The 16,656-nt window shown below is 69.7% G+C and carries 15 protein-coding genes and 2 pseudogenes; 8 read left to right on the top strand and 9 right to left on the bottom strand.

What is annotated here, in order from left to right; translation table 11 throughout:
• Window positions 1–21 precede the first annotated feature (21 nt).
• Complete coding sequence (locus tag ACYVO6_RS45945; protein ID WP_461072401.1) at window positions 22–654, top strand: potassium-transporting ATPase subunit C; 633 nt, start codon at window positions 22–24, stop codon at window positions 652–654.
• An 85-nt stretch (window positions 655–739) separates the two neighbouring features.
• On the opposite strand, the gene ACYVO6_RS45940 is transcribed toward ACYVO6_RS45945, so the two are convergent.
• Complete coding sequence (locus ACYVO6_RS45940) at window positions 740–2,740, bottom strand: spermine/spermidine synthase domain-containing protein (protein WP_461072372.1); 2,001 nt, start codon at window positions 2,738–2,740, stop codon at window positions 740–742.
• 311 nt (window positions 2,741–3,051) lie between these two features.
• On the opposite strand from ACYVO6_RS45940, the pseudogene ACYVO6_RS45935 reads away from it, so the two are divergent.
• From ACYVO6_RS45935 to ACYVO6_RS45910, 6 genes and pseudogenes are all read left to right on the top strand, one after another.
• A pseudogene (locus ACYVO6_RS45935) lies at window positions 3,052–3,336 on the top strand (hydrolase); the annotation flags it as partial.
• Window positions 3,254–4,123: a transcriptional regulator gene (locus tag ACYVO6_RS45930; RefSeq protein WP_461072370.1), complete on the top strand. Its 870-nt coding sequence runs from the start codon at window positions 3,254–3,256 to the stop codon at window positions 4,121–4,123. The pseudogene ACYVO6_RS45935 and the gene ACYVO6_RS45930, both read left to right, overlap by 83 nt.
• A gap of 109 nt (window positions 4,124–4,232) precedes the next feature.
• Window positions 4,233–4,460, top strand: a complete 228-nt coding sequence (locus ACYVO6_RS45925; RefSeq protein ID WP_461072368.1) for a hypothetical protein — start codon at window positions 4,233–4,235, stop codon at window positions 4,458–4,460.
• Between the two features lie 27 nt (window positions 4,461–4,487).
• Window positions 4,488–4,766 carry a hypothetical protein gene (locus ACYVO6_RS45920; RefSeq protein WP_461072366.1) on the top strand — a complete coding sequence of 93 codons (279 nt, stop codon included), beginning with the start codon at window positions 4,488–4,490 and terminating at the stop codon, window positions 4,764–4,766.
• Between the two features lie 518 nt (window positions 4,767–5,284).
• Entirely contained in the window at window positions 5,285–6,295 is a 1,011-nt protein-coding gene (locus tag ACYVO6_RS45915) for a questin oxidase family protein (RefSeq protein WP_461072364.1), read from the top strand.
• Window positions 6,296–6,322: 27 nt separating this feature from the next.
• The gene (locus ACYVO6_RS45910; RefSeq protein WP_461072362.1) at window positions 6,323–6,538 is read left to right on the top strand and encodes a hypothetical protein; all 216 of its coding nucleotides are present in this window, start codon (window positions 6,323–6,325) and stop codon (window positions 6,536–6,538) included.
• A 37-nt stretch (window positions 6,539–6,575) separates the two neighbouring features.
• On the opposite strand, the gene ACYVO6_RS45905 is transcribed toward ACYVO6_RS45910, so the two are convergent.
• From ACYVO6_RS45905 to ACYVO6_RS45885, 5 genes are all read right to left on the bottom strand, one after another.
• Complete coding sequence (locus tag ACYVO6_RS45905; RefSeq protein WP_461072360.1) at window positions 6,576–7,922, bottom strand: PP2C family protein-serine/threonine phosphatase; 1,347 nt, start codon at window positions 7,920–7,922, stop codon at window positions 6,576–6,578.
• Window positions 7,923–8,045: 123 nt separating this feature from the next.
• The gene (locus ACYVO6_RS45900; RefSeq protein WP_461072358.1) at window positions 8,046–8,804 is read right to left on the bottom strand and encodes an IclR family transcriptional regulator; all 759 of its coding nucleotides are present in this window, start codon (window positions 8,802–8,804) and stop codon (window positions 8,046–8,048) included.
• Window positions 8,805–9,013: 209 nt separating this feature from the next.
• The gene (locus ACYVO6_RS45895; RefSeq protein WP_461072356.1) at window positions 9,014–10,465 is read right to left on the bottom strand and encodes an amino acid permease; all 1,452 of its coding nucleotides are present in this window, start codon (window positions 10,463–10,465) and stop codon (window positions 9,014–9,016) included.
• Between the two features lie 374 nt (window positions 10,466–10,839).
• The gene (locus ACYVO6_RS45890) at window positions 10,840–12,471 is read right to left on the bottom strand and encodes a PucR family transcriptional regulator (protein ID WP_461072354.1); all 1,632 of its coding nucleotides are present in this window, start codon (window positions 12,469–12,471) and stop codon (window positions 10,840–10,842) included.
• Between the two features lie 407 nt (window positions 12,472–12,878).
• A complete protein-coding gene (locus tag ACYVO6_RS45885; protein WP_461072352.1) occupies window positions 12,879–14,108 on the bottom strand; it encodes a PP2C family protein-serine/threonine phosphatase in 1,230 nt (409 codons plus the stop codon).
• A gap of 181 nt (window positions 14,109–14,289) precedes the next feature.
• Here ACYVO6_RS45885 and ACYVO6_RS45880 point away from each other — a divergent pair, with 181 nt between their 5' ends.
• Window positions 14,290–15,072, top strand: coding sequence for a polysaccharide lyase family 7 protein (locus ACYVO6_RS45880; RefSeq protein ID WP_461072350.1), 783 nt, complete (start codon window positions 14,290–14,292; stop codon window positions 15,070–15,072).
• A gap of 48 nt (window positions 15,073–15,120) precedes the next feature.
• Here ACYVO6_RS45880 and ACYVO6_RS45875 read toward each other — a convergent pair whose 3' ends face one another.
• From ACYVO6_RS45875 to ACYVO6_RS45865, 3 genes and pseudogenes are all read right to left on the bottom strand, one after another.
• A complete protein-coding gene (locus ACYVO6_RS45875) occupies window positions 15,121–15,555 on the bottom strand; it encodes an arsenate reductase ArsC (protein WP_461072399.1) in 435 nt (144 codons plus the stop codon).
• 6 nt (window positions 15,556–15,561) lie between these two features.
• Window positions 15,562–15,780 (bottom strand): annotated as a pseudogene (locus ACYVO6_RS45870) (three-helix bundle dimerization domain-containing protein); the annotation flags it as partial.
• Window positions 15,773–16,468, bottom strand: a complete 696-nt coding sequence (locus ACYVO6_RS45865; RefSeq protein ID WP_461072348.1) for an arsenate reductase/protein-tyrosine-phosphatase family protein — start codon at window positions 16,466–16,468, stop codon at window positions 15,773–15,775. The pseudogene ACYVO6_RS45870 and the gene ACYVO6_RS45865, both read right to left, overlap by 8 nt.
• Window positions 16,469–16,656: the final 188 nt, after the last annotated feature.

Here is a 16,656-nt window from a genome sequence, read left to right as displayed (position 1 = left end):
CTTGAAAGCGTGCTGACCACCATGAACAACTCGGTTACGAACACTGCCCGGTTGCTCGGGGCAGGACTGCGGGCGCTGCTTGTGCTGACGCTGGTGTGCGGTGTGCTGTACCCGCTGGCCATCACCGGCGTCGCCCAGGGGATCTTCCCCGGCAAGGCGAACGGCTCGGAGATCAAGGCGGATGGCAAGGTCGTCGGCTCCTCGCTCATCGGCCAACAGGGCTACAGCCTCGACTACTTCCAGCCGCGGCCCGCCAACGGACTCGGTGAGAACTCGGTCAACACCCAGTACAAGCTGATCCTCTCCGGCGCCACGAACCGTGCCGGTGACAACCCCGAACTCATCAAGTGGGTCAAGGAGGCCAAGGCCAAGGTCGTCAAGGACAACTCGACGGCGGACTACAAGGTGCGGCCCTCCCAGGTCCCCGCCGACGCGGTGACGTCCTCCGGCTCGGGCCTCGACCCGGACATCTCCCCGGCGTACGCGGACCTCCAGGTCCACCGCGTCGCCGAGCGGAACGGGCTGTCCGTCGCCCAGGTCCAGAAGCTCGTGGACGAGCACACCGAGGGCCGCGTCCTGGGCTTCATGGGCGAGCCCCGCGTCAACGTCCTCGAACTCAACATCGCGCTCAAGGAACTCGCGGCGAAGAGCTGACTCCCGACGACGCAACTTCGCCCCGGACCCACCGATCCGTCAGTGGATGGAATACCCGGCCATGGCTGCATGACAAGCCACTGGACTAGAACCGCGCCTCGGACTCCAGCGGCCGTGGCTCGGGCAGCGCGGGCGCGTCCGGGCCGTTGCCGGTGAGGCGCATCGCTGTGTAGGCGCCCAGGTAGAGCGCGGCGACGATCAGCAGCAGCGTCTGATAGCCGGTCAGCAGGGCGAGATACTCCAGGGTGCCGCCGGTGAGGGCGCCGAGCAGGTTGGCGCCGAAGGCGGCCGTGGGGTCGGGGGCGGAGGCCAGCCGGTCGGAGAAGATCAGGTTGGCGCAGAAGATCGGCGCGAAGGCGAGGGCGATCGCCGCGGCGAGCCGTCCGGCGAAGGGCAGCGCGAGGACGGACTCCGCGGGGACCAGCCAGGCGACGGCCAGGGTGGCGAGCAGGACGAGCGTCATGACGGACTGGTTGAGCCGCCGCATCCGGCGGCGCACTTCGACGCCGGCCAGCACGGCGAGCAGTACGCCGATGAAGACGAGCGCGTTGACCAGCCAGGTGGTGCCGAAATAGAGGGCGAAGCCGATGACGCTCTTGGTCTCCAGCAGCATGAACGCGGCGCCGAGCAGGAACATGTCGGTGTAGCGGACGGTGCGCCGGACGCGGACCCCGGTGAGACGCACGGACAGCAAGGTGACCAGCAGGATGCCCCCGAGTGCGCCCAGGTAGAGGCTGGGGATGGTGCGCTCCAGCAGATAGGGGAAGGGATGGTCGTCGGTCGCGGGCTCCGGGACGGGGCCACTGGCCTGCCAGGTCTTCGCGCAGGACTGGTCGGCCGTGGTCCGGCCCGCCACGAACAAGGCTTGCCTGCCGCCGTAATCGGTAATGCAGGGGGCGTGTCCGAACACGGTGGTGAGATCACCGGCGAACCGGTCGATCAGCCAGTCCTTGCGATAGTAGTTGTACATCGTGAACGCGCCGTGCGGGGCCAGGTGTTCGTGCGCGGCCTCGAATGCCTCCCGGGTGAACAGATAGCTCTCCAGCCGGAGATTGCTCGCACCGGAGACGAGTGTCAGTGAGTCCGGCAGCGCGAGGACGATCAAGTCATAGCGGGCGTTGGTCCGTTCGAGAAAAGCGCGGCCGTCGTCGATATATGTGTGCACTCTGGGGTCGTCGTACGGCTTTTCGGGATGCAGACGCCCGCCGATCTCCCGCAGTTTCGGGTCGATTTCGACGGCGTCCACGCGCCGCGCCCCGTGGGCCAGTGCGACGGCGACGTCGTTGCCGTTGCCGGCGCCGATGACGAGGACCCTGCGATAGGGGTTGCCCGGCGTCTCGCGGTACGGCCGGCCGTACGGCGAGTCCGGCCTCATCAGGACACTGAGCGGCGCGATGCTCTGGTGCGGGACGCCATTGGCGGAGATCTTGTAGTCGCGGGTGCTGCTGCCGGCCGGCGGCCGCTTGACCTCGAGCTTGTAGTACGGCGACCAGGAGACGCCCTGCGCCGCCGATTCGAAGGCCAGGACCGCCACCATCGCGGTGAGCGGTACGGCGTAGCGCACGCCGTTGCGTCGTCCGCCGAGCACGAGCATGGCCAGTCCGGCGATGACTCCCCAGGCGACCGAGGGGGCGCTCAACCAGGACAGCAGGGCGAACGCCACGGATCCGGTGAGGGCGCCGAGGAGGTCGTACTGGTACGCCTCCAGGGACGGCAGCTGCCGGAACAGGTCCGCGGTGATCTTGCCGATGGCTGCCATGACGACCGCGGCCAGCAGGAACAGGACCGGGAGGGTGACCCATTCCGGCAGTCCTGTGGTTTTCACGGCGGTGAAGTAGATGACCTCACCGCTGGTCTGCTGCACCTGGACCGGGAATTCCCGTACCAGGACGACGAGGACGGCCAGCGGGACGGGCGCCCAGCGTTTCAGCCACTGCCCTCGTCGGGCCGGAATGAGGAATCCAAGACCGATACCGAGGAACGAGCCGAGGAGAATGAAGTTCGAGAAGTAACTCAGATGGACGATGTTGGCGCCCGTCCAGCGGATCAGGGCCAATTCGACGAACAGCATGGTCGCGCTGGCCAACAGTAGTTTTCCGCGGATTTCCCAGGTACCAGTGCGACATTCCATGTCCGAAAGGTGCCACTTTCGCCGCGACGAGTCGAGTACCCGCGTATCCGGCCCGGCGGCCTTCCTCCATGCTGACCGGCCGGACGAACACACTCGGTCGACGCCCCACGACCACCTCCAAGACCAGTTCCTGGAGACAGTCTGCTGACCGCCGGGCGGCCCGTCGATTACCTGGCCAACGATGCGAGCCGAGCCACCAGCGGGGTCAGTCCTGTGAACGCGGCTGCGGATCTCACTGATCCTGGGCGGCGCCTAGGCTCAGGCAGGTGATTGAGACCATCGTTCTCGACGTCGGCGAGACCATCACCCGCGATGACCGCTACTGGGGTTCGTGGGCCGACTGGCTCGGTGTCCCGCGGCACACGCTCTCGGCCCTCGTCGGCGCCGTCGTCGCCCAGGGCCGGGACAACGCCGATGCCGTACGCCTCGCCCGCCCGGGTATTGACCTCGCCGCCGCGGCACAGGCACGTGAAGCGGTCGGCCGCGGCGAGTATCTCGACGAGACAGACCTGTACGACGACGTACGGCCGGCCCTCGCGGGCCTGCGCGAGCCTCGACGACACGCTTCGTACCCTCCACCATGCCGATGGCGCCGACCGGCAGCATGCTGCCCGCCTCCTCACGGCCGTCGCACGGACCGCGGATGCTGTCGCCTACAAGTACCGTCACCACGACCTCTCGGCCCGGCTCATCGAACTCATGCGGTGGGCGGCCCGACAGGCCGATGACCCGCTCGTCGCGGCCACCACGGCATATGTGCGGACCGAGACGTTCTTCGCTGCTCGCGCCCACACGGCAGGGCTGCCTGCCCTGGAGGACGCAATCGACGTCAGCCCGGCCCCGGTGAGCCGCGAGGCAACCGCTGCTCGAGGAGCCCTGCACATGCGGGCTGCGGTCGTCGCCGGGCGCGCCGGTGACGCCGATGCGGCTGACATTCACCTCGACGAGGCACGCCGCCTCGGCGACCAGGTGCCCGAAGACGAGTACCAGGGCACGGCATTCGGCCCCGACTCCGTCCGCATCCACGAAGTCTCCGTGGCCGTCAGTCTCGGCGGCGACCACGTAGCGCGCGCACTGTCCGTAGCCGAGGAGTGGGCGCCTCCGGAAGATCTGCCCGCGGAACGACGGTCGGGCTTCTGGATCGAGTTGGCGCGCGCCCAGTTGTGGGCGGGGTTCCGTGATGACTCCTACGAGTCGTTGAAGGTGGCGCGGCTCATCGCTCCGCAACACACGCGTGAACACAGGTGGGCGCAGGAAACCACGGCGACGCTACGGCGGTTGAAACGCGCGGACGCAGCGGACCTCACGAACTTCGCGGAGTGGATGGGAGTGGTCTGACCGGCCCCTGGGTTCGGAGGACCAGGGATACAAGCTGTATCCCTTGTGCCCGTCGTAGCCGCCCATCATCTGTCGGGTCCGCAGCGAACAGGCAGATGGGAACGGCGACATGAGCGAGTTCGGACCCGGGCAGATCGTGACTCGGGCGGAGCGTGAGCTGGCCGTTGGTCACTGGCTCCTCAGCGCGGCGCCGGATATGCGGCAGGCTCGCCAGGAATGGGCGCGATCCGGGGTGGCGCTACTGCGGTGCGGCGGCATTTTCACCGCGGTCCGTATCCGTGCGGCACTGGTCCAGGCCGCCGCCGATACGGATGACCCGAAGGTGATCGACGCCTAACTCGACGAGGCGCTGCACGGCGGACCGGTGTTCGTCGACACGAGATCGCAGCAGTACTACGCGCTTGTGCCGACGAGCACTTCGCACCTGGTGGTCTGGCAGGCCGGGAAGGTGCGGGACGCGGAATGCCTCGGGCCGTACACCTTCCTTGGTGTGCCGGAGCCACGACTCGCTGATCCCGACGCCTTGGTGCGCTCCTACTGGTGCGTTCCGATGGACGGCCCCGGCACGCTCTGCACAGCGGGGGCCGTGTCCCAGCTCGTCATGTACGGCCGCTACCGCCAGGCGTCGGAAGGGGCGTCATGACGGTGGTCGACGAGTACGAGATCTACGCCATCACGGTCCGGCAGGCGTACGAGACCGGGCCGGAGTGCGGACCCGCCTCTCCCGGCAGAGTTCAAGGATGTCGATGAGAACTCGCAACGCTCCTGGGCCGTCCGCCGAGTTCGGCCCTCTTGGCAGCTCAGCGAGCTGAGTCGGTGTTGGCGGCGTGGTCTTGAGGTGCTCAATGGGGCAAGGGCGTTGGCATGACAGACGCCTCAGCCATGGTCCCGCTGGTGAGCGAGCTGGGCGGTGCCGTGATCGGAGCGGCAGCCGCTATCTACGTACCGATGCGTCAGCGACGGCGTCAGTCTCGGGAAGAAGAGCGGTCCCGTCGTGAGAGCCTCCTCCGAGAGGAGATCAGCACGCTCACCCGGCTGTGCACTAGGCCCTGTCGTCAAATGCGGCGTGGCGGCGGGCGCTTGTTCGGCGGTTGGACCTAGGTCCGGTCCCAAGCCTTCAGCCTGTTACGCCGCCGTGGCGCCTCGCCTACCGTCCTCGCCATGGATACGACGGGCATTCTCGACGAGGCGCTCCAGCGACTGCACAGTTCAGGGCCGGAGCGGCTTGGGCGGCTCACCAATCACGCGCCGATGGCCGTTGAGGCCCTGGCCGCACATGGTCAGACCGACTCGGTGCACCGGTGGCTCGACCTATATGCACGCAAGCTTGAGGAGTTCCCGTCCGGCATCGAGCCGGTCACGAACGCCAACTGGCGCTTAGCTCTTGGCGATGCGAGCCGCGCCGCCGACTGGATTGACTACTTCGGCCGTGAGATCGCCGGGCGTCCCTGGCGTGATGTGCTGACCGAGTGGTGGCCCCGTCTTCTGCCCGGCATGTACGGCGGCTCGACACACCCGGTGATCAGGGTGGGCCACGCTGTGCGCACTCTTCTGACCGGCGAGGACACCGAGCCGCGTCTGGTCGAGCTCGCCCACGGCCTCGGCTATTGGGCCGCGCGCTACCACCCCGTCACGGATGTCGCTCCGTTGCCCGGCGCCGACAGCGCAGCCGCGGCCCTCGATGCGGTGACGCCCATCGCCGAACGGGACGGCGGCTTCGCCGCCCGGCTCGGCCGCGTCACAGGCCTGCCTGTGTGGGCGCCCGCGGTCACGGACGCGGATGAGGCGCGCCGCCGCCTCAGCGAACTGGTGCGGGCGGCCACCCACCGGTACGCCACCCACGGCCATGGCGAGGAGACAATGCTGGTCCACGCGGCCACGGCCCCCAACGCCGTCCTGCGGACCCTTCCCGCGCTCCCGCATGCCCTGTGGGTACCGAGCCTGCGGGCTGCCTGGACGGCATCTGCGGCGGTGACCGCGATGTACGCACCCCACGCCCCGGTCGCCTATACCCCACCAGGCACCTCCACCCCAGAAGAAGTCTTCGAACGGGCCCTGGCGCACGGCGACGAACACGTCATCAAGCTGACCGACACGGCCCTCGACATCGGCGACGAACAGGCACTGGCGGCGGCTTTGCGCTCCATCGAGCTGAGCGAACCGCTGGCCTAGCCACTCATCGCGCTCCTGCCGGACTCGGTGGCTCTCGGTCTGTGGCAAGGCAATCGTGGAGCCCGGGTTGTAGCGATCACGGTCGGATTCCCGTCGATTGTGGTCTCGATCGTGATGATCCTTTTGCTTGGCGTGCCTGAGTCGTCCCGGGCTTGGTTCACCCCCGACGAACTGGACGAGAACGAGTTCGTCGATGAGGACGGCGACGACAAGGATGACGAGCAGGCGGCTGGCCGAAGGTGACGCGGTAGTCGCTTCCGCAGGTCCGGCGGATGCGTGGTCAGCCTCCAAGCGCTGCCCTCCCGGCGCCCGCCGAACGCCCCGGCGGGATACGCAGGTCCGCTGCCCCCTCCGCCTTCTCGGCAACCCGGCTTCCGGCGCCCTCGCTCGCGCCCTCGGTGGAGGACCGGGCGTGGGGCGGGACGGAGCGCAAGTCGCCCGCGGTGTGCGACGCCGTCTCGGGAGCCGTTGCCGCTCCAGCAGGCGCCTCGGCAGCCGTCGGCTTGCGGAGCAGTAGCAAGGCCGCGTCGTCGTGCAGGTCGCCGCCCACGTGGGCGAGCAGTTCGTCGTGGAGGGCTGTGAGGGTGCGGGCCGGGTTGTCGGTCAGGTGCCGTTCCAGGCCTTTGGCCAGCGGGTAGAACTCGCGGTCGTGGTCTCGGGCCTCCGTGACGCCGTCCGTGTAGAGCAGGAGTTGGTCTCCGTCCGTGAAGGGGAGGACCTGGAGGGTGGGGGCCTCGCCGGTGAGGGCTCGTAGGCCGAGGGGTGGGGTTGGGTGTGTGGGCTCCACCGGGATGACGGCGGAGTCGCGTACCAGCAGGGGAGGCGCGTGGCCGCAGTTGACCACCTCCAGGCGTCCCTCCCGCGGGTAACCGGCGACGACGGCGGTGACGAAGTCGTCGGCGTCGAGGTTGCGGGCCAGGCTCCGCTCGATCCTGTCGACTACGGCGAGGAGATCGGGTTCGTCGTAGGCGGCCTCGCGGAAGATGCCGACCACGAGGGCGGCGGTTCCCACGGCCGGCAGGCCCTTGCCCCGTACATCGCCGACGAGCAGACGTACTCCGTACGGCGTGGGCACCAGCGCGTAGAGGTCGCCGCCGATACGGGCCTCCGCCGCCGCGGCGCTGTAGCGGACTGCCGTCTGGAACGGGCCGACGGTCGCCGGTACGGGCTTGAGCAGCGCGTGCTGGGCAGCCTCCGCCACCGAGCGGACAGCCGCGAGCACCTTCTCGCGGCGCCCGCGCAGCGCGCTGGCCAGCGCGCTCGCCAGGGTGACGGCCACCAGGGCGGACAGGACCACCACCAGCTCATGGCACGGCACACCGTCACGGATGCCGAGTGCGGTGCCCAGCCCCCCGGCGAGGAACCCGACACCCAGGACCCCGCGCGGCTCGCAGGTGGTGGCGGCCAGTGCGGGCCCGGCGGCCAGCAGCGGCAGCCAGATCATCCCCGAACCGCCGAGGAGATCGACGAGCACGATGACGGAGACGATCAGTATGGGCAGTACGGCCGTACATGAGGCCACGTGCGCGGCGGCGCGTAGCCGGGCCTTCGCCCCGGGACCGGCCACTCGGTTCCTGAACGGCCGTATCGGCCAGTGGTCGCCACCGTGGTGTCGGGCCTGAGTCATGTTGTGTCCGCAGTCCTCACTGTCGCGGGGTGCGCCCCCTGATATGTCCGGTTTATTCAGGAAATGGGTTCGACAGGGGTCGCCGCAAGGAGCGGATTTTCAAATAGTGAGCAAGGGGCCCGGTCACTTGGTGAGCGAAAGCCCCCTGGTCACACGGCTCGCGGTCGGGATCAGCCGGGCCCGGATCTCCTCGAGCCGGGAGAGCCGGTTCTTCGGCAGCGAGACGCCGAGCGAGCCGAGCGTGTTCCCGCTGTAGACGGGCACCGCGACGCAGACCGTGCCGAGGGCGTACTCCTCCAGGTCCGTGACGGCCGGGGCAACGGGCGAGGTGTCGACGTGCCGGAGCAGTTCCGGAGGGCTGGTGATGGTACGGGGCGTGAGGTCGGACAGGGTGTGCCGGGACAGGTAGTCCTTGCGGGACTCGTCGTCCAGCTCGCGCAGTACGGACTTGCCCAGCGCGGTGGCGTGCCCGGCGTCCTCGAAGCCCACCCAGAGGTCGGCGCGGGGCGCCCGGGGGCTGTCGACGATCTCGGCGACCCGGATCTCGCCGTCCTCGTAGAAGGTGAGGTAGGCGGCGGTCGAGAACTCGTCCCGCAGCGCCGCGAGCGCCGGACGGACCCGGCTGAGCAGCGCCTGCCCGCGGCCCGCGGTGTGCAGCGTCTGCAGCTTGTCGCCCAGGATGAAGCCGCCGTCGTCCAGCTTCCGTACGTATCCGTCGTGCACCAGCGTCCGCAGCAGGTGGTACGCGGTGGCCAGCGGCAGCCCCGTCTCCCGCGCCAACTGCTTGGCCGGCGCCCCGTTCTCGTGCGCGCTCACCGCCTCGAGCAGCCGGAAGGCCCGCTGCACGGAGCTGATGAGCGTAGGGCCGTCGCCTCTAGCCATAGGACCAGCGTGCGCCCGGCGCACGGCACAGGCAAACTTCGGGTTCGCGCAAGGGGCGCCCCGTAAGGGGCGCGGGGAACTGCGCGACCAGCCACGACGGACAGTGAGCCGAGGGACAACCAGGGGGGCCTGGGGGCGCAGCCCTCAGTTACGGGAAGGGGCGGGCTTGGGGAAAAGAAACCCCACGCCCGCCCCGGCGGCCGACACCGCTACCGCGAAGCCAAGCTGTCCGCGTCGCGCCGGGACCGTTCCCGCACGAACGAGATCGCGATCACGATCGCGGCCACGAGCACCGACAGCAGCACCTGGCTCCGCCCGCCACCCTCCTTCTCGTCCGTGAGCATGTACAGCAGCACGAACGAGATCATCCCGATCGTCGCCCACGTCAGATACGGGAACAGCCACATCCGTACGACGAGCTTCTCGGGGCTCTCGCGCAGGATGATCCCGCGCATCTTCAGCTGCGAGAAGCAGATGACCAGCCATACGAACAGCGCGACCGCACCGGAGGAGTTCAGCAGGAACTGGAAGACCGTGTCCGGCCACAGGTAGTTGAAGCCGACCGCCACGAAGCCGAAGACCACGGAGGCCAGGATCGCGGTCTGCGGAACGCCTTGCGTGTTCGTCCGTACGAAGGACTGCGGAGCGTCACCGCGCTGGCCGAGGGAGAAGGCCATCCGGGAGGCGGTGTAGAGGCCGGAGTTGAGACAGGACAGCACGGCGGTCAGCACGATGAAGTTCATGATCTGGCCGGCGTGCGGGATGCCGATCGCGTCGAGGGCGGCGACGTACGAGCCCTTCTCGGCGATCGAGGGGTCGTTCCACGGCAGCAGGGCGACCACGACGAGGATCGAGCCGACGTAGAAGACACCGACCCGCCAGATCACGCTCCGGGTGGCCTTGGCGACCGCCCGCTGCGCGTCCGGGGACTCGGCGGCGGCGAGGGTGACGATCTCGCTGCCCATGAAGGAGAAGACGACCAGCAGGATGCCGGTGAGAATCGCGCCGGGCCCCTCCGGCAGGAAGCCGCCGTGCGCGGTGAGGTTGCCGAATCCCGTGTCGGCGTCGGAGCCGGGCAGCAAGCCGAAGATGGCCAGCCCGCCGAGCACGATGAAGCCCGAGATGGCGACGACCTTGATGCCCGCGAACCAGAACTCGAACTCGCCGAAGGAGCCCACCGAGGCCAGGTTCGTGGCGGTCAGCACCACCATCACGATCAGCGCCCAGGCCCACTGCGGTACGGCCGGTACCCAGCTCTCCAGGATCACCGCACCCGCGGTCGCCTCGACCGCGAGCACGACGACCCAGAAGAACCAGTACAGCCAGCCGATCGAGAACCCGGCCCAGCGGCCGAGCGCCCGGTCCGCGTAGGCGGAGAAGGACCCGGAGGACGGGTTGGCCGCGGCCATCTCGCCGAGCATGCGCATCACGAAGACGACGAGGGCGCCGACCAGTGCGTACGACAGGAGAATGCCGGGTCCGGCGGCGGCGATACCGGAGGCGGAGCCCACGAAGAGCCCGGCGCCGATCACGCCGCCGATGGCGATCATGGACAGGTGGCGGTTCTTGAGACCGGCCTTCAGACCGTCCTGCTCCGGAGGCTGACCACCGGTGGGTGGAGCGGCGTCGGGGGCCAGAGATTCTGGGGGACGTGTAGTCATGGCGACATCCATTGAGTGGTTGGGAAGGAGTGCCGTGCGGGGGCGTGGCTGTCCGGAACGCCGGGTCGCCTCGATAGGCGGGGGACGAGCGGGCCGGGCTGCGCACGTGGGGGCATGCGCGGGGGAGGGCGGTCAAGGCACTGACGATTCCCGTAAGCGTTCACGGTGCGGTTCGCGGTATCCGGATGGCGTGCTGGTGAGGTGGTCGTCACCAGCACGTCCGCGATTCGCTCCGTCTCCTCGTGGGAGTTGGGCCGCATCACTTGCGGAAATGGATTTGCGCAAGCGTATGGGGGGTCATGGGGCTACGTGTTTGTGAAGCTTGAACAAACTCGCCCTTGATGGCTGTACGAACGGCCAATGCGGAACCGGGGTCAGCTGGTCGGCGGCAGCCTCAACTGGAGCATGGCCAGCAGCCGTTGATCAGGGCGGCTGAGATCGAGACCGGTCAGCTCCTCAGCCCGGCGCAGGCGGTAACGCAGCGTGTTGGGGTGAACATGGAGCTGGGCGGCGGCGGCCCGTACGTCACCGAAGGAGTTCAGATACGTCAGGAGCGTCTCGGCGAGGCGGCCCTGATGCCGGCTGTCGTGCGCGACCAGCGCGGTCAGCCGTGGATCCCGTATCTCGGGGTGGGCGGAGAGCAGCGTCAGCATCTCGCTGACCAGCACTTCCGCCTGTATGTCGGGCAGCGCGGCGACCGCGGCGGACACCCCGGCGCTCACCATGGCGTCGAGGATGCGGTCCGCCTCCCGGCGTGACTCGGGTACGGCCCCGAGTGCCGACACCAGGCAGCCGACCGAGCCGCGCAACGGCAGCCCCAGATGGCGGCGCGCCGCGTCGGTGATCTCCTGGGCCCAGCCGCGCAGGGTGTCCGTGTCGATGCTGCGGGGCAGCTGCGGCAGGAGCACGTAGATACGGGAGTCGACCTGGGTGACCAGGGCGCTGCGGTGCCGGGCGGCGATGTGTACGGAGACCAGGTTGGTGACCTCGGTGTGGGCCAGCTCCGGTGCGCCGACGGTGTCCCCGGCCTCGTACGCCTCTGTGGTCCCGTACGAGAAGCCCAGCACGGCGGCCGGGCGGGCGGCGTCAAAACCCAGGTGGGTGGCCAGCGGCTGCGGTCCGGTGCTGCCGTCCATGAGTCCGGCGAGCAGGGTCCGGACGAGCGTCACGTCGTCCGAGAGCTCCCGGCGGCGGCGTACGAGATGCAGCGCGGCGACACGGGCGGCGCCCAGCAGCGCCTGGCGCGAGCGTTCGGACAGCGGGGTCGAGCCCTCCTGCACCCAGATGGTGCCCAGCTGCCGGTCCCCGGAGCGGATGGCCACCGCGAGCCGGCGGCGGATGCCCAGCTCGGGGTGGCTGTCGATGCCGATCACCTCGTCGCTGGAGTGCAGGTGCTGGAACACGCCCCACTCGCGCAGCTTCGCCAGATAGCCCTCCGGTCCCTGCCAGCCGAGGATGGAACGGCGCCGCAGGTCGTCGGCCTCGTCGGAGTCGGTGGTACGGGAGTACGCGAGGACCCGGTTCGCGGCGTCCTCGATGCTGACGATGCCGCTGGTCAGGATGGCGGTGGTCTGGGCCAGCGAGAACAGGTCGCCCTCCTCGGCGCTCGCGCCGGGGTCGTCCGGTGGTGCCTCGTCCAGGGCTGCGCGGGCCAAGGCGTTGACCTGCTCCCAGCGGGCGTCGCTGCGCAGCGAGAGGAGGGCGATGCCGGCCTCGGCGGCGGTTTCGCTGAGGCCCGCGGCCTGGGCGGGGGCGTCGAGCTTGACCACGACGGCGGTGGCGCCGTCGCGCCCTGCGGCCCGGAGCGCGGGGAAGGCGGCTCTTCCGCGGGAGCCGATTGCGAGGACCAGGTCGCCGGGCTGGGCGGTTGGGGGGTCCTCGGGGTCGAGCAGGGTGACTCCGTGGATCTCTACGTCCAGGCCGGCGGGGGCGGCTTGGACCTCGAGCAGCGAGTCGCCCAGTGCCATGACCAACTGGCGGAGGGTGATGCTCGCGGCTGGGTCCATTAGGTGTCGCCTTTCTCTGCGGGTTGAGTGTGGCTGGTCGCGCGGGGTGCCTCCGGCGGTGGGGCGGCTGCGGGTGCGTTGTGGTTGCTCGCGCCGTTCCCCGCGCCCCTGGGGTGCGTGGTGGGTCGGGGCCGTGGGCCGGTGCGTCAGCCCGTCGCAGGCCGGGCATACGGCCCTGGCCTGGTACACGGTCCTGGTTTCCCGAGACAGAACCTACGCGACGGGCATACGACGCACCGGCCCACGGCCCCTCCCGCCGGTGGGAGAGTGCGGGTGCATTGTGGCCGACGGCTCCGGGAGCGCCCCTATAGGGGCGCGGGGAACTGCGCGACCAGCCACGACGGGCCTGCAGTCGCCCACGAACCCAGCACCTCACCCCCGTAGGCACCCCGCCCAACCGCCGGAGGCTAGAGGCGGATGACGATCAGGGCCGTGTCGTCGGTGGTGCCCGTGGACGGGAGCAGGTCTGCCAGGAGGGCGTCGGCCAGGGGCTCGGGGTCGGACTTCCGGTGGCGGGTCAGGGAGTCGGCGAGGCGGGCCAGGCCGGTGTAGATGTCCTCCTGGCGGCGTTCGACCAGCCCGTCGGTGTACAGAGCGAGCGTGGCGCCCTCGGTGAAGGGCGTACTGGCCTGGGGGCGGTGAACGTGCTCGGGACGCGCGCCGAGCGGTGGGTCGGTGGCCTGGTCGAGGAAGGTCACGGTGCCGTCGGGGTGGAGCAGGGCGGGCGGTGGGTGGCCGGCGCTGCTGTAGGTGATGGTGTAGCTGTCCCAGTCGATGAAGGTCTTCACCGCGGTGGTCGACTCGGCTCCGTCGACGTAGCGGGCGTACAGGCCGAGGACCTCCAACGCCTGCGCCGGACCCTCGGCGACTCGGGCCGCCGCGCTGAGCGCACTGCGCAGCTGCCCCATCACGCAGGCCGCCGCGAGCCCGTGGCCGACGACGTCACCGACGGCGACCGAGATGCGGTTGCCGGACAGCTCGACCAGGTCGTACCAGTCGCCGCACACGTTCAGGGCCCCGATGGCGGGCCGGTAGCGCACGGCCACCTGGTGGTGCCCGAGCGGGCGGGGAGTGGGCAGCAACGCCGCCTGCAGGGCCAGAGCGACCTCGCGTTCGCGGGCGTGCGCCGTGCGCAGGCGTTCGTTGACCTCCTGCAGTTCACGGGAGCGGGTGTAGAGCTCGGCCTCCAGCACGCGGGCCTGTCTGTCGCCGCCCGGGCCGCCGCGGGCGCGGATGAGTTCGGTGACCTCCTCCACCCGGTGCACGATCAACGCCACGTGACCGTCGGGGCCGAAGACGGGTGCGTTGACCGGGCTCCAGTAGTGCTCCTGCCAGTGGCCGGGACGCTGGGGATCCTCGATGTCGTAGCGGAGCAGCGCCATGGTGTCGCGCTCGCCGGTGGCCACCACGCGGAGCATCGACTCCCGGGTCTCCCGCATGCCGGCGGCGGCCGGGTCGTTGGGGTTCTCGGGGAAGACGTCGAAGATGTAGCGGCCCAGCAACTGGTCGCGGGTGCGTCCGGCCAGCCGCAGGAAGTCGTCGTTGGCGTCGGCGTACACCAGCTCGGGGGTGAGCAGCGCCACCATGCCGGGGAGGGCCCGGAAGACCGCCGCGTAGTCGATCTGCGGTTTCCTCATGTGCTGACCGCCTCGGCGCCGACCTTTCAGTGTGCTTCCACGATAGAAGCGAACACACCAAGGGGCCCGGTCACGGCATCCGACGGTTCCGGCAGTGGCGGACTTGGGGACCGGTCCCGAGTACGACGGCTTACCGTGCGCGTCGGCCCGAACCGCACACCCCGACCGTGAGGAACCCCCCATGCCCAGCACTCGGACCCTCGTACTGGCGGGCATCACCGCGGCAGTCTCGACCGCCGCGTTCACGCTGTCCGCGCAGGCCGCCACTCCGGCTCCGAAGAAGCCGACGGCCGCCCGGTGCGCGTACCCGTCGGAGGTACTCGACCTGACGAACTGGAAGCTGACCCTGCCCACCGGCGAGGACGAGGACCCCACCGAGATCACCCAGCCCGAGCTGGCCACCTTCTCCGCCGATCCCTGGTTCCGGGCCGACGCCGCCTGCGACGCGGTGCGGTTCCGGGCCGCCGTCAACGGTGTGACGACGGGAGGCTCCAGCTACCCGCGCGCCGAGCTGCGGGAGATGACCGACGGCGGCGAGGACGAGGCCGAGTGGTCCACCACGGACGGCAAGCACACGCTCGTGGTCACCGAGGCGTTCATGGCACTGCCCAAGGAGAAGCCCCAGGTGGTCGGCGCGCAGGTGCACGGCGGGGACGACGACGTCACGGTCTTCCGTCTCGACGGCAGCAGGCTCTACATCACCGACGGCGACGACAGCCGCCACCACCTCGTCACCGACGACTACGAACTGGGCACCGAGTTCGAGGCCAAGTTCGTGGCGCAGAACGGGGAGATCGACGTGTACTACAACGGCGAGCTGGAGACCACGATCGAGCACGACGGCGACACCAACTACTTCAAGGCAGGCGCCTACACCCAGGCCAACTGCGACAACTCCGACCCGTGCGCCAAGGGGAACTACGGCGAGGTCCGTATCTCCGCCATCGAGGTCACCCACTCCTGAGCGGCGGACAGGGCGTGGCCGGCCGGGTGTCACCGGCCGCGCAGACGGTCAGTGCTGTGCCGGGACGCCGAGTTCGTCGAGGAGGCCGCGGACGCGGCGCTCGATCTCGTCGCGGATGGGGCGGACGTCGTCCACGGCCTTGCCCGCGGGGTCGTCCAGCGTCCAGTCGAGGTAGCGCTTGCCGGGGAAGACCGGGCATGCGTCACCGCAGCCCATGCTGACCACGACGTCGGCGGCGCGGACGATCTCGTCCGTCCAGGGTTTGGCGAACTCGCGTGAGATGTCGATACCGCGCTCGCTCATCGCGGCGATGGCGGCCGGGTTCAGCTCGTATCCGGGCTCGGAGCCGCCCGACCAGGCGACGGCCCCGTCGCCGGCCAGGTGCTGGAAGAAACCCATGGCCATCTGGCTGCGTCCGGCGTTGTGGACGCAGAGGAAGAGCACGACGGGCCTGCCGTCGGTGTGGCCTTCGACCTTGGCCAGGGCGTGCAGGCGCTGGCGGGCGAACCGCTCGGCCAGCAGCGGGAGGAAGTTGGGGATGGTGCTGCGGCTGGCGAACTGGTCGTAGCTGGAGGTCAGGAACCGCTCGATGGTCTCCTGGCCGAAGACGCCGTCGAAGTCGCGGCTCAGGTGGGTCGCGGCGGTACGCAGGGCGAGTTGCTGGTCGATGCTCAGGTTGCGGTGCGGGAAGGACGCGGTCTCAGTCATCGCTGCCTCCAGGAGGGCGGACGGCGGGCGCCAGCCGGTCGACCCGGTCGGCGAGATCACTCAGGGCGTCGGCGAAGGCGTCGTCGGTGCCGGTGCGGGTGGGGTCGGGGACCGACCAGTGCAGGCGGTCGGGGGCCCGGGGGCCGAGCTGTTCGTGAGCGTTGTCGCAGACGGCGACCACGAGGTCGTCCGGGCGCAGCGTCTCGTCGATGTGGGAGGTACGGGCGGGGGCCAGGGAGAGGCCGTGTTTGCGTGCGGTCGCGAGGGTGCGCGGGTGGACGCGCCCGGCGGGTCGGGTTCCCGCCGAGGCGGCCGGCACGGTGCTGTGGCGCTTCCAGAGGGCCGCGGCAAGGTGCGAGCGGGCGGAGTTGTGCGTGCAGACGAACACCACACGAGGTGCTGTACGCAAGGGAGTTGGCGCGAGGTCGGTCAGGTTCTGTACGCGTAGGCGCAGGTAGGTGCGCCGTCGGTCTCCTTCGGAGCGGGACCGCTCGATCAGGCCGACCTGATCGAGCAGCTTGAGGTGGTGAGCCAGGAGATTGCTGGGCAGGCCCAGCTCCTGGCCGAGTTCGCTGGGCGAGGCGTCGCCCAGCAGCAGCCGATCGATGATCGCCAGGCGCGCGGGTTCGCCCAGTGCCGCGTGCCGTTGTGCTCGCGTCACCAGCGATGCAGGCCACTCAGCGTTCATTGAGTCAATATTCGTTGAGCTGGTTTGGCCTGTCAATGCATCCGGTGGACTTCACGGCGTACGGGCCCCGATGGCCGGGTTTCTCGTCAGGCCTCGGCCGCGGCCTTGTCCGGCTCGGCCTGCTGGTCGCCGTCCGTGAGGGCGGCGAGGTGGCGTTCGGCGTCGAGGGCGGCGGAGCAGCCGGTGCC

The organism is Streptomyces pseudoechinosporeus (assembly GCF_054783935.1).
The sequence above is the reverse complement of the archived record's forward strand: the minus strand, read 5'-3'. Positions and strand labels throughout refer to the sequence as shown.

Excerpts from the sequence above, each read along its gene's own strand:
- ACYVO6_RS45915 (WP_461072364.1), top strand. The coding sequence starts at position 5,285 with ATGGATACGACGGGCATTCTCGACGAGGCGCTCCAGCGACTGCACAGT.
- ACYVO6_RS45885 (WP_461072352.1), bottom strand. The coding sequence starts at position 14,108 with ATGAGGAAACCGCAGATCGACTACGCGGCGGTCTTCCGGGCCCTCCCC.
- ACYVO6_RS45865 (WP_461072348.1), bottom strand. The coding sequence starts at position 16,468 with ATGAACGCTGAGTGGCCTGCATCGCTGGTGACGCGAGCACAACGGCAC.
- ACYVO6_RS45890 (WP_461072354.1), bottom strand. The coding sequence starts at position 12,471 with ATGGACCCAGCCGCGAGCATCACCCTCCGCCAGTTGGTCATGGCACTG.
- ACYVO6_RS45880 (WP_461072350.1), top strand. The coding sequence starts at position 14,290 with ATGCCCAGCACTCGGACCCTCGTACTGGCGGGCATCACCGCGGCAGTC.
- ACYVO6_RS45900 (WP_461072358.1), bottom strand. The coding sequence starts at position 8,804 with ATGGCTAGAGGCGACGGCCCTACGCTCATCAGCTCCGTGCAGCGGGCC.
- ACYVO6_RS45895 (WP_461072356.1), bottom strand. The coding sequence starts at position 10,465 with ATGACTACACGTCCCCCAGAATCTCTGGCCCCCGACGCCGCTCCACCC.
- ACYVO6_RS45905 (WP_461072360.1), bottom strand. The coding sequence starts at position 7,922 with ATGACTCAGGCCCGACACCACGGTGGCGACCACTGGCCGATACGGCCG.
- ACYVO6_RS45945 (WP_461072401.1), top strand. The coding sequence starts at position 22 with ATGAACAACTCGGTTACGAACACTGCCCGGTTGCTCGGGGCAGGACTG.
- ACYVO6_RS45925 (WP_461072368.1), top strand. The coding sequence starts at position 4,233 with ATGAGCGAGTTCGGACCCGGGCAGATCGTGACTCGGGCGGAGCGTGAG.